At 65.4% G+C, this 11,804-nt stretch carries 12 protein-coding genes and 1 pseudogene; 4 read left to right on the top strand and 9 right to left on the bottom strand.

The annotated features are described in order from the left end of the window. Positions 1 to 32 precede the first annotated feature (32 nt). The 4 genes from BLT23_RS06205 to BLT23_RS06220 all read right to left on the bottom strand — a co-directional run bounded on the left by BLT23_RS06205 (position 33) and on the right by BLT23_RS06220 (position 4,317). On the bottom strand, positions 33 to 1,082 hold the full coding sequence (locus BLT23_RS06205) for a 2-oxoacid:ferredoxin oxidoreductase subunit beta (RefSeq protein ID WP_090046449.1): 1,050 nt from the start codon (positions 1,080 to 1,082) through the stop codon (positions 33 to 35). Beyond that, positions 1,079 to 2,917 carry a 2-oxoacid:acceptor oxidoreductase subunit alpha gene (locus tag BLT23_RS06210; protein ID WP_090046451.1) on the bottom strand — a complete coding sequence of 613 codons (1,839 nt, stop codon included), beginning with the start codon at positions 2,915 to 2,917 and terminating at the stop codon, positions 1,079 to 1,081. The genes BLT23_RS06205 and BLT23_RS06210 overlap by 4 nt, the downstream gene beginning before the upstream one ends. A 208-nt stretch (positions 2,918 to 3,125) precedes the next feature. Next, entirely contained in the window at positions 3,126 to 3,866 is a 741-nt protein-coding gene (locus BLT23_RS06215; protein WP_090046906.1) for an enoyl-CoA hydratase, read from the bottom strand. A gap of 10 nt (positions 3,867 to 3,876) precedes the next feature. Further along, the gene (locus BLT23_RS06220; protein ID WP_090046909.1) at positions 3,877 to 4,317 is read right to left on the bottom strand and encodes an Lrp/AsnC family transcriptional regulator; all 441 of its coding nucleotides are present in this window, start codon (positions 4,315 to 4,317) and stop codon (positions 3,877 to 3,879) included. A gap of 75 nt (positions 4,318 to 4,392) precedes the next feature. Between BLT23_RS06220 and ddaH the strand changes: the two genes are divergently transcribed. After that, positions 4,393 to 5,277, top strand: a complete 885-nt coding sequence (ddaH, locus tag BLT23_RS06225; RefSeq protein WP_090046454.1) for a dimethylargininase — start codon at positions 4,393 to 4,395, stop codon at positions 5,275 to 5,277. 281 nt (positions 5,278 to 5,558) lie between these two features. Continuing rightward, positions 5,559 to 5,669: pseudogene (locus tag BLT23_RS06230) on the top strand (IS5/IS1182 family transposase); the annotation flags it as partial. A gap of 235 nt (positions 5,670 to 5,904) precedes the next feature. On the opposite strand, the gene BLT23_RS06235 reads toward BLT23_RS06230, so the two are convergent. The 4 genes from BLT23_RS06235 to BLT23_RS06250 all read right to left on the bottom strand — a co-directional run bounded on the left by BLT23_RS06235 (position 5,905) and on the right by BLT23_RS06250 (position 9,187). Next, positions 5,905 to 6,762, bottom strand: a complete 858-nt coding sequence (locus tag BLT23_RS06235) for a helix-turn-helix domain-containing protein (protein WP_090046456.1) — start codon at positions 6,760 to 6,762, stop codon at positions 5,905 to 5,907. 4 nt (positions 6,763 to 6,766) lie between these two features. After that, the gene (locus BLT23_RS06240) at positions 6,767 to 7,639 is read right to left on the bottom strand and encodes a Scr1 family TA system antitoxin-like transcriptional regulator (protein WP_090046458.1); all 873 of its coding nucleotides are present in this window, start codon (positions 7,637 to 7,639) and stop codon (positions 6,767 to 6,769) included. Next, entirely contained in the window at positions 7,636 to 7,878 is a 243-nt protein-coding gene (locus tag BLT23_RS06245; protein WP_143035838.1) for a hypothetical protein, read from the bottom strand. The genes BLT23_RS06240 and BLT23_RS06245 overlap by 4 nt, the downstream gene beginning before the upstream one ends. Before the next feature lie 103 nt (positions 7,879 to 7,981). Beyond that, positions 7,982 to 9,187 carry a helix-turn-helix domain-containing protein gene (locus BLT23_RS06250; protein ID WP_090046911.1) on the bottom strand — a complete coding sequence of 402 codons (1,206 nt, stop codon included), beginning with the start codon at positions 9,185 to 9,187 and terminating at the stop codon, positions 7,982 to 7,984. A gap of 79 nt (positions 9,188 to 9,266) precedes the next feature. Between BLT23_RS06250 and BLT23_RS06255 the strand changes: the two genes are divergently transcribed. After that, the gene (locus BLT23_RS06255; protein ID WP_090046463.1) at positions 9,267 to 9,974 is read left to right on the top strand and encodes an HAD family hydrolase; all 708 of its coding nucleotides are present in this window, start codon (positions 9,267 to 9,269) and stop codon (positions 9,972 to 9,974) included. Positions 9,975 to 10,128: 154 nt separating this feature from the next. Further along, complete coding sequence (locus BLT23_RS39870; protein WP_143035839.1) at positions 10,129 to 10,944, top strand: hypothetical protein; 816 nt, start codon at positions 10,129 to 10,131, stop codon at positions 10,942 to 10,944. 355 nt (positions 10,945 to 11,299) lie between these two features. Here the strand turns inward: BLT23_RS39870 and BLT23_RS39875 are convergent, their stop codons facing one another. Next, on the bottom strand, positions 11,300 to 11,797 hold the full coding sequence (locus BLT23_RS39875) for a hypothetical protein (protein WP_143035840.1): 498 nt from the start codon (positions 11,795 to 11,797) through the stop codon (positions 11,300 to 11,302). Between the last annotated feature and the right edge of the window lie 7 nt (positions 11,798 to 11,804).

Here is an 11,804-nt window from a genome sequence, read left to right on the forward strand (position 1 = left end):
GGCGGGGGCCTTCTCCGTTCAGGTCCGGGGTTCTAGCCGACCACGGTCCAGGTGTCCTTGCCGTGCAACAGCTTCGCGAGGTCCGCGGGCTTCGCGGCCTTCGCCTCGCTGACCTGCGCCCGTGCGCTGTCGTCGTACGTCGCTCGGTCCGCACGCCGGAACACGCCCGTGACGGTGTGCGTGAGGTCCTGCGTGGACAGCCGCGACAGCGCGAACGACAGGTTCAGGTCGGACGCGTCGTGCACCACGATCTCGCTCGCGTCCACGTCGGCGGACTTCGCGACCGCGAGCCCGAAGCCCTCGCGCACCACGCAGTACTCGCCCTCGCGGCCGAACCGGATCGGCTCGCCGTCGACGACGTTGATGATCCGCCGCTGCGCCTCGTCCGCGTCCTTCAGCACGTCGAACGCGCCGTCGTTGAAGATGGGGCAGTTCTGGTAGATCTCGACGAGCGCCGACCCGCGGTGCTCGGCCGCCTGGCGCAGCACCGAGGTGAGCCCGGCCCGGTCCGAGTCGATCGCACGGCCGACGAACGACGCCTCCGCGCCCAGCGCCAGCGACACCGGGTTGAAGGGGTGGTCGAGCGACCCGGCCGGCGTCGACTTGGTGACCTTGCCCTCCTCGGAGGTGGGCGAGTACTGGCCCTTGGTGAGGCCGTAGATCCTGTTGTTGAACAGCAGGATCTTGAGGTTCACGTTGCGCCGCAACGTGTGGATCAGGTGGTTGCCGCCGATGGACAGCGCGTCGCCGTCACCGGTGACCACCCACACGCTCAGGTCCGGCCGCGACACGGCGAGCCCCGTCGCGATGGCCGGCGCACGCCCGTGGATGGAGTGCATGCCGTAGGTGTTCATGTAGTACGGGAAGCGGGACGAGCACCCGATGCCCGACACGAACACGATGTTCTCGCGCTTGAGACCCAGCGACGGCAGGAACGACTGCACGGCGTTGAGCACCACGTAGTCGCCGCAGCCGGGACACCAGCGGACCTCCTGGTCCGACTTGTAGTCCTTGGCCGTCTGCTTCTCGTCCGTGGTGGGAACACCCGTCAGGCCGGGGATTCCGAGGTCGATGGCGGTCACGCCGACACCCCCTTGATCACGTCAGCGAGCACGTCCTGCAGCTCCTCCGCCTTGAAGGGCAAGCCCTGCACCTTCGTGTAGGACACGGCGTCCACCAGGTACTTCGCCCTCAACAGCAACGCCAGCTGGCCCAGGTTCATTTCCGGCACGATCACCTTGTCGTACCGGCTCAGCACCTCGCCCAGGTTCTTCGGGAACGGGTTGAGGTGCCGCAGGTGCGCGTGCGCGACCGGCAGGCCCAGCTTGCGGACCCGCCGTGCCGCCGCGCCGATCGGGCCGTACGACGAGCCCCAGCCGACGACGAGCACCCTGGCGTTGCCGTCCGGGTCCTCGACCTCGACGTCCGGCACGTCGATGCCGTCGATCTTGGCCTGGCGCAGGCGCACCATCTTGTCGTGGTTCTCGGGGTCGTACGAGATGTTGCCCGTGACGTCCTGCTTCTCCAGACCGCCGATGCGGTGCTGCAGACCGGGAGTGCCCGGCACGGCCCACGGACGCGCCAGCGTCTCCGGGTCGCGCGCGTACGGCTGGAACGTCTCCGGGTCCGTCGCGAACTCGACGGTCAGGTCCGGCAGCGCGTCGACGTCCGGGATCAGCCACGGCTCGGAGCCGTTCGCGACCGCGCCGTCGGACAGGAACAGCACCGGCGTGCGGTACTTCAGCGCGATCCGGCACGCGTCGAGCACGGCGTCGAAGCAGTCCGACGGCGACCGCGGCGCCACGACCGGCACCGGCGACTCGCCGTTGCGGCCGAACATCGCCTGCAGCAGGTCGGCCTGCTCGGTCTTCGTCGGCAGACCGGTGGACGGGCCACCGCGCTGCACGTCGATCACCAGCAGCGGCAGCTCGGTCATCACCGCGAGCCCGATCGTCTCGGACTTGAGCGCGATGCCGGGACCCGACGTCGACGTGACGCCGAGCGCACCGCCGTAGGACGCGCCGAGCGCGATGCCGATGCCCGCGATCTCGTCCTCGGCCTGCACCGTGGTGATGTCGAAGTTCTTGTGCTTGCTCAGCTCGTGCAGGATGTCCGACGCCGGCGTGATCGGGTACGTGCCGAGCACGACGGGCAGCTTCGAGCGCTGCGCCGCCGCGACGATCCCGTACGCCGTGGCCGTGTTGCCGGTGATCTGCCGGTACGTGCCGACGTTGAGCTTGGCGGGCGCCACCTCGTAGGTGACGGCGAACGCCTCGGTCGTCTCGCCGTAGTTCCAGCCCGCGCGGAACGCGAGGACGTTGGCCTCGGCGATGTCCGGCTTCTTCGCGAACTTCTCGCGCAGGAACCGTTCCGTGCCCTCGGTCGGACGGTGGTACATCCACGACAGCAGGCCGAGCGCGAACATGTTCTTCGCGCGCTCCGCGTCCTTCTTGCCGAGCCCGGTGTTCTCCAGGGCGCCGATCGTCAGCGTCGCCATGGCGACCTTGTGCACCTGGAACCTCTCCAGGGACTCGTCCTCGAGCGGGTTCGCGTCGTACCCGACCTTCGTCAGGTTCCGCTTGGTGAACTCGTCGGTGTTGACGATGAGGATGCCGCCGTCGGGCAGGTCGACCACGTTCGCCTTCAGCGCGGCCGGGTTCATCGCCACGAGCACGTCCGGCCGGTCGCCGGGCGTCAGGATGTCGTAGTCGGCGAAGTGGAGCTGGAACGACGACACGCCGGGGAGGGTGCCCTGAGGGGCGCGGATCTCGGCGGGGAAGTTGGGCTGCGTGGCGAGGTCGTTGCCGAACGCGGCCGCTTCCGAAGTGAACCGGTCTCCGGTGAGCTGCATGCCGTCACCGGAGTCGCCGGCGAAGCGGATCACGACGCGATCCAGCTTGCGGGTCTCAGTGCTCATTCCTACGCCGATACCTCTCTCCAAGGTGGCTGTGCCCCACCGCGAGGGTAGCCGCCGGGACCGTGTGCGAGACGGGCCGTGTACCACTGGGCGAGACGAACCGTCCCACCAGCCGCACACGACTCTCAGCTTGCCGGGAAGTGCGCCTCCACCTGCCAAGACCCGGAGGCGGACGCGTCACCTCAAAACCTGTTACCCAAGGTAACACTCACCGTCCGCTGATCCGGGCCTTCATCGCGGCAAGCCTCGCAGCGAACTCTGGAGTGTCGATCGAAGCGACCTGTGGCCGCAGCTCCGCCTCCACGGCCTCCGCGTGGTCGTGCATCACATCGGTCGCCCGCATCGTCTTCTTGATGGTCCGCACGAGTGCACCCGGAGCCTCCGCAGAGCTCCTGGCCAGCTCCTTCGCCATCGCCACCGGGTCCTCCGCCGCCGCGTAGGCGAGCCCGTGCGCCACCGCCTGCCCGGCGTCGAGGATCTGCCCGAACAACGTCATGGCCGTAGCCGTCTGCGGCCCCGCGATCCGCTGCAACATCCACGTCATCCCCCCACCGGGATGGATACCGAGCTGCAGGAACCGCGCGTCGAACCGAGCCTTCGGCCCCGCGATCCGCACGTCCGCCGCCAGCGCCAGGTTGAGCCCGGCCCCGACCGCCGCACCGTTGACCGCGGCGATCGTCGGGATCGACGCGTTCGCCACGGCGAGGAACCCCTTGTAGATCTTCTTCAGACCCTCGTCCTTGGAGCTGCCGAGCTGCGTGAGGTCCGCGCCGGCGCAGAACGCGGGCGGCGCCCCCGTGACGACCAGCGCGTTCGCCTCCTGCTCGGCCTGCGCCACCCGGTCGGCGAGCTCCTGGGACAGGTCGATCGTCAGTGCGTTGCGCCGGTCCGGATCGTTGATCGTGATCACGGCGACGGACTCGTGGACTTCCAGCAGAACCTCGGCCATGCCCCGCACCCTAGGGTGCGATCGGCCGGTCCAGGAGCCGGGACAGCACCACCGTCGACACGGTCCGGTCGATGATCTCGACGGCCCGCAACCGCTCGAGCGCCGTCTCCAGGTGATGGATGTCCGCGGCCCGCAGATGCACGATCGCGTCCGCCGCCCCCGACACCGTGTAGGCGGCACTGACCTCGGCCATCGGTTCCAGCCGGTGCTGGATGTCGTGCGGCGCCACGTTCCCCTTGCAGTGCACCTCCACGAACGCCTCGGTACCCCACCCGAGCGCCTCCGGGTCGACCACCGCCGTGAACCCCCGCAACACCCCGCTGTCCAGCAGTTTGTCCACCCGCCGCTTCACCGCGGGAGCACTCAGCCCCACCTCCTTGCCGATCTCCGCGTAGCTGGAGCGGGCGTTGGCCATGAGGCACGAAATGATTCGCTGGTCGATGCTGTCCACACGCAACATTCTGCCCCAGATGACGCAATGTCGCGGCGTTGTTCGATGGTCAGGCTCGCCTTTACATTTCGATCCATGACCGTCTCCATCTCCGGGCCCGGCGAGCCGATCACGCTCGACATCGCCACGCCCCTAGCGCCGACGCGCACCCCGACCACCCGTCGGTACCTGATGTGCCCGCCGACGTACTTCACGGTGGAGTACGCCATCAACCCGTGGATGGACCCGACCCGCCCCACCAGCACGACGCTGGCCGTGGAGCAGTGGACGGCCCTGAAGGAGACCTACGAGCGCCTGGGCCACGAGGTCCACGTCATCGACCCGGTCCCCGGCCTGCCGGACATGGTCTTCTCCGCCAACAGCGGCACCGTGATCGACGGCAAGGTCCTCGGCTCCCGCTTCCGAGCCCCCCAGCGAACCGCGGAGGCAGACCACTTCCGCCGCTGGTTCCTGAACGCCGGCTACCAGTCCGTCGTGATGCCGACCGCGATCAACGAGGCGGAAGGCGACTTCACCTGGACCGGTTCGCTGCTGCTCGCGGGCACCGGCTTCCGCACCGACCCCCACGCCCACGCCGAGGCGCAGGAGGTTCTCGGCGTCCCGGTCGTGTCGCTGCAGCTCGTCGACCCGCGCTTCTACCACCTGGACGTGGCGCTGTTCGTGCTCGACGACCAGTCGCCTTCGCCTTTGGTCGCCTACTACCCGGAGGCTTTCTCTCCCGGGTCTCAGCAGGTGTTGCGGCGGTTGTTCCCTGACGCTGTGATCGCCAACTCCGACGATGCTGTTTGTCTTGGGCTCAACGCTGTTTCCGACGGGAAGCACGTTGTTCTGCCGGTTGAGGCCACGCATCTGGCTTCTCAGGTGGAGCTGCGCGGGTTCGAGCCGGTGTTCGTGGACATCTCGGAGCTGCGTGCTTCGGGCGGGGGCCCGAAGTGCTGCACGATGGAACTGCGCGGCTAGACCTCGCCCACGCAGTCCTTCAGACCGGCGCTGGTCGGAGCCTCGAAACGGGTTCTGGCCAGCGCTGATCTGTTTCTGGAGGGAAGAGGCGTCCGTCACTGACCGGCACCGAACGACGGGTGTTGTCACGCTCCACGGGACAGTCACGGGACAGAGAAGGCCCCCGGCGATGATCACTGTGGGCCTTCTGACCTGCACGAACACTTTGCCTCTTACCCATCCAACGTTCCGTCGATCTTGTCGTTGGCCTGTCCGCTGTCCGTCGAGCGCCTTCGCACAGGCGGTACTCGGCGAACATGCAGGTCGTCATCGACGCCAACACCCGCCTGGTCGTCGCGATCGGCGACCCCACCCCCGGCAACCGCAACGACTGCCGCGCCTACACCGACTCGCGCGTGGACCAGCAGTGCCGGGGCGCGCACGTGATGCCGCCGCAAACGCGACGGCGTCTGGCACGCCACCCGAGGCGTCGCCCACATGCGCAACCTGGCCATGACCGCCTGAACAACACCACCCGCAAGCGACACCGCTGTCCCCCTTGCCCCACCAACACTCTTGATCATTACGGGACAACCTTTAGGTGCCCGAAGGGGTCGAGAGCTGAACCTGAGCCCGCTTGAGTGCAGGTCAGCGCGACGAAGCGTCTGGACGTTCGCCCGATGCGACTGCGATAGCAGTGACGTACTCATCCGTGAGCAACTGGCTGAAGAGGTCTCTCGACTCGGAGTGATTCAAGGCCGTGTCGTCCAGGATCGCCAGTACCCTTCGGCATCGAGACGTGGCCGCATCGTCCTGCACGAACACTCTCGCAACATCGCAATCCACGACGGTTGTAGCTGGCATCTTCTCGTATTCGTAGAGTGTGAAGCCGGATGAGGAAGACAGCTCCTTGCCCGCGGGTACGACGCGAAGCGCCCACGACATGCGCTTGAGCAGCTCCAGCTGATCCATCCGTATGCGGTCGTCGCCGAGCTGCGCTCTGACCGTCGTTTCGTTCACGTAGAACACGCATGCCGGCCGCCTTGGCGCTCGCAGAATGCAGCGGCGTTCCTGCTGGGACCGAATCGCGGACTGGATCTGCTCCGGGGTTGCCTCGGTCTGCTGAAGCACATGCTCGGTGTAGGCGTCAGTTCGAAACAGGTCCGGGATCGTCGGACCGCCATAACCGGTGATGGCGGTCGTGGTGCGTTCAGCGAAGACGATCGTCGTGGAGTTCGTTGGCTCTCGTGCGAAGTACGGCTCAAAAGCCAGCCGGTAGCGGCCGATGAAGTCGGTGATCCAGCTTCGATCTTTGCCGCAGGCCGTCAGGTACTGGGCGAGGTCGACGTCGGTTGGATGTACCTTCCCGCGTTCGATGTTGGACACCTTGCTCGGGTCCCAGTCGAGCGTCTTGGCGAACTCGACCCCTCTGGCGAACCGCTCGCGCAGGGTTCGAAGTTCGTCGCCGAGCTCGCAGCTACGCGGCGTGAGTGGTGCTCGATCCATGCGCTCAGTTGCCTCTGTCTGTCATGGTGCTGGCCGTCTCGGCGATCACCTCTGTGGACTGCGCCGGGCTGAGGGCGGCTTGTTGCAGCGCTCTGAAGCTCTGGTTGACCAGTTGACACACGGTCAGGTCTTCGATGTACCTTGCGTTGCCGTTGCCCTCCACGTACACCGCGTCGCTGTGTTGTCGGTGCGGGAAGGAGAGATGGAGGTACGAGTTTTCCTGCAGAGGCTCGCTGTCGGTCAGCTGAACCGTGAAGGTCCCGCTTTCGGAGAGCCGTATCAGCTGGAGGAGAGCGGCGTTTGTGATCGTCGGGTTGCCGACGACCCGGCGAAGCGCCCGCTTGCTGAGCAGGATTTCCACTACCGGACCGTGTCCATCAGCTGCGGTCAGGCTATCCGTCCAGCGCGTCTGTAATGCCGCCGTGCGATCCGGGTAATCGGCTGGATAGGTGGGACATCCCAGAGCGGTGGCGGAGATCCTGTACTCAGGAGTCTGGAGGAAGCGTGGAAGCAGGTCCGCACCGAAGGCGCGGATCGCCACGGCCTCCAGATATGCGTCATCCACGTCCCGGGCCGCATTCAGCTCGACCAAACCGTGCTGTCCGTTCGCACTCTGAGTGCGTTCCCCCGCAACAGTCTCGGCATGCCTGATCATCTGCTTCCACACGTGGTTCGGAAGCTCGTAGATGCGCCCGAGCAGCATGATGTCCAGCGGGTCGAACGGCTTCAAGGCGTTCTCGGTCAGGCTGAGCGTCGCAGCCGAGAACCTTGCCCGCTGGCAGACAACAGAGAGACTCAAGCCAGCGTCGTTCCGCCACCTTCGCAGTTCGCGGCCGATCGCCCGTTCAGCCATTGACGGCATGAAGTTCTTCGTCATTGCGGCCCCAAGCTGTCGGCAGTCCCGCGACCGTCTATCGCCCGCTCAGGTGGCTCTCGTCTCTCGGCACGGTCGGACAGGGTCTCGCCGAGCGCGACGAGGATCCGGCCGAACTCACGCTCGGTCTCGGCCGGCAGGGTCTCCATGACGATGTCGAACGCGATGCCGGGCATCAGTTCCGAGACCTTGCGAAGTCCCGCGACCAGGTCGACATCCTCGGGCGACAACACGGTGAGCACTCCTCGACGCGACAGCTGTAGATCACCTGACAGCAGCGACGCTAGGTCGACTTCTGTTCAGTAACCCGAGCTGTCGGCTAGGCCCGACCGGGAGCGCTGCTGCTCAGAGAGGTGCACCGACGCGCGTGGCCAGCCGCGCGGCTTCCGTCGCGACCGAACGCCGAGCCCGTTGCACGAGCGTTCCCAGCAGTTGGTGCGCGGCCGGCCGGTGTCTCAGATCCTCGGGTGCTTCGCGTTCAGTGGCGGACAGCATCACCAACGCGCTGCCGTAGTCGCGGCGCTGAACCTGCCCCTTGGCTTGGTCGAGGAGAAACGCCACACGGCGTTCGATTGAGGGGGAGCGGCCGTGGTCGATCCGTTCGGCGAGCCGCAACCCGTCCACAGCCGCACCAGCTTCGACTTCCACGCTGACCGCGTGCATGGCGACGTTCGTCGGGCCGAAGACCGTCCACAACGTGTTGCGTTCGCCGGTCTGCTTCGCCAGCGGCTCAACCGTCTGCACGCGCTCCCGTGCCCGCCAGACATCTCCTCGACGTGCGGCCGCGATGGAGCCGACGAGCAGGAGTGCACCGCGGAGCGCGATGGCGTCGAGGTCATTGTCTGCCCAGGCTCCCAGTGCCTCAGCGGCCTGCATAGCGACGTCCTCAGCACCTTCAGCTTCGCCATCGGCGAGCAGGACCTGAGCGAGGTTCCATTGAGCCATCGCCAACCGCAGCGGATCATCTGCGTTCTCGCCTGCACGGATCGCACGGTCGGCCGCGAGTAGTGAGACGTCCACCCTGCCGAGCCTTTTGGCGACGCTGCGCAGCAACGCGTACAGGTCAGCAGCGCAGCACTGAACCTCTCGCTGATCAGCCGCTGAATCGTTCGCACGGTCACGCAAGGCTTGCTCGGCCTCGATCACGAGTGCCGGAAGTTCCGGGGCGAGCTGGCTGTATCGCGTGGCTGACGTCTGCCAGATCTGCCAGGCATCCAAAACGTTGCGGCGCAATGCTTTCAGATCGACGGGTATGGCATCGGATGCCGTCGGCCTGGTGAACGCTCGATACAGCGCGTCGCCCGCTGGCTCCGGTCTGGTCGACGTCTTCCGCGTCGAAGTGGAGCTCAACAATTCGTCGGCCGACACGTTCAGGACCTCGGCCAGCTGCTTCAGCACCGTGACCGTGGGGAGCTTGAGGCCACGTTCGATCTGGTAGAGGTAGTCGGGCGTGATGCCCGCCAGCCCGGCAATCACCGTTTTCGGCAAACGCGACGCAAGACAGCGCACGCGCACTCGGTCGCCGATCGTGGCTGCGAGCTGTTCGTCCATCCCCACCCCTGCGAAGCGTTGACCTGCACTGATGCTACGCCCCGGCGCGAGGCCCCCGATCGAGTGACAGACTCGAAACATGATCGCGCGGAACGAGCTCCGACGGCTCGTGCTCTGGGACATCGACCACACGTTGCTTCAGTCTCGCGGCATGGGGCGCGAGATGTACGAGCGAGCGGTCCCGATGGCGATCGGCCGGCCTTTCCAGCAGCTTGCGGACGTGAGCGGCAGGACCGAGCTGGACATCATCGCCGAGACCTTGAAGCTTCACGGGGTCGAGCCGACCGATGAAGCGATCGGCAAGCTCGTGAACGCGCTCATCGACAGCTACGAGGCTGGCCGCGATGAGTTCGCGTCGCGAGCCCGAGTGCTTCCGGGAGCGCGGGAAGCCCTGGAGGCACTGGAGGCTGAACCGACCGTCCACCAAGGGGTGCTGACCGGCAACCTCCGTGCCGTCGCGCGAATCAAGCTGGTCGCGCTCGGACTGGAACAGTTCCTCGACCTGGAGACGAGTTCGTACGGCGACGACCACGCGGACCGGGCGGAGCTGGTGGCGATCGCCAGGGAGCGCGCGGCCCTGCAACTCGATAAGCAGTTCGGTCGAGGCGAAACGGTACTCATTGGTGACACCACGCGGGATGTGGCCGCTGCTCAGGCCGCAGGCGTGAAGATCATCGCCGTAGCTAGCGGACGAAACAGCGTTGAAGACCTACGGGCTGCTGGTGCTGGCGAGGTGCTTCCGGATCTGACGGACACTTCAGAACTCGTGCAGATGATCAAGCGCTAGCGGCGCGGTGAAGGCACTCGACGTAGGAGGCAGTTGACCAGGTAGATCCAAGTGCGCTCGACCTCGAAGCACGGCGAGTCGACTGCTCTCTGCGGCGTATCAGGTGCTTTGCTTCTATGGGAAGGGCCGTGTTTAGAGGACTCGTGGAGGCTGCATGGACCGTGCAGACGTCGCCATCCTGATTTCGCTGGCTAGTGCGTTTGTAACCGCTGGTGGCCTGTTTTGGCAGGTTATGTTGTACCGTCTCTCCGGTGCACGACTCAACGTTGCGCTAAGGCCATGCCTGGTGGACGAATACGACACAATCTTTCGTGGGCCTTCTCGTGGATGGCCAAAAACTACTCCTGCGGGATTCTTTCCAAGCAGCAGGTGGACTATCGAGCTGGCCGAAGTGACCGTCACGAACGTTGGTAGGGCGCCGATATCAGTCGAAAATGTGTCTCTGGATATCGGGCGATGGCCAAGGCGTCTGTTTGGGCGGTGGACCGTCGCCGGAGTGCCGGTATCTCTCTCTAAAGGGATTAGGGAGAACCATTGTCGTCTGGAGCCGGGCGATTCGGTCACCGCCTATTTGGATGTGTGGCGAGCGATCCAGATGGCGCGCACACTGCGACCGAGGGTCGTTGTCAGAGCGTCCGCGCAACCTGTCGGGCGGCGCGCGAAGCGATCACTCTGGATCCAACGCTGGACGGTAGAAACCGGTATGAGGTCTCTTCATCCCAAGGTGGATGACTCGCCTGAACGGCAAGCTTATCGCGAGCTGTGGCGGTCTTTCCGTTTGAACGATGAGACTGCGTCTGCAACCTCGCTCGGCTGGGCTGCTGCTCACTCTGAGCTGAAGAAAGGCGGTGATGTCGACGATGTCATGAACGCGATTCTCCGCGTGGTCGGGCAAGACCGGATCGATGTCGCTCTCGACGCCGCGCAGAAGACGCACGATGTCTACAACCAGCCAACTGACGCGACGTAGGGGCGGATCAGTCGTCACGGCCGTGTTCAGAGTTTCTTTTCTTCATCAAGGCGGCCCCTGCGGGGGCCGCTGGTCGTTCGTGCCTGCATCCGTCGCGGAACCCAGCCCCGGAAGTTCTGTTCGGCGCCTCCAAGCGGGCCTGGCGGCCCGCGTCGGCGCCGGCGAGGCAACCGGGGCTGTCCGCGACGGACGAGGCCACGACCAGCGGCCCCCGCAGGAATCCGCAAGGATCTGGGAACCGTGTTGCCGCTGAGGAGCGGGACTGACATTCGCTGAATTCGGCCAGAACGACGCCAATCTTGCGAAACTCTGGCCGAGAGGTTACGCGCGACCGAAACTATTGGGATCGGTATCGCTATAGACGGTTTCTTTCGACGACCGCCAGGGCAAGGCCGGCTCCGCCGGTTAGAAGGCCTATCGCGGCACCGAATGCGCACGCTAGATTGATCATTATCAACACCGTTGGTGCTATGTCTGCCTGGTCTGATGCAAGTAGAATTGTCGAAAAGACCAGAACCATCATCAGTAGTGCTGCTGTCGTAAGCAGTGTTCCAATGATCAGGTTCCTGGACTTCGCGAGATTTTTTTCAGTTGCGATGTTAACCTTGCCTGAGGCATTGCGAGGCATAAAAGCAGCCAGGATCGTGACGGCGGCAATAGTGAACCCCAGCAGCGATCCAGATGAGCTGGCAAGTGAGGAATGAACCTGCTGCCTTGCGCTCATCTTAGCGCCTGCCAGTAGGGTCGGGGTGCTGTCGATCAGTTCCCAGATCAGCATTGTGGCGAAACTCAGGAAGGTTGCTGAGAGGGGGACGGACCAAAGGTTTCTGTCTATCCAGCGCAGGATGGACATCGGTCGC

The organism is Lentzea fradiae (assembly GCF_900100955.1).
In the GTDB taxonomy this organism is placed as follows: Bacteria; Actinomycetota; Actinomycetes; order Mycobacteriales; family Pseudonocardiaceae; genus Lentzea; species Lentzea fradiae.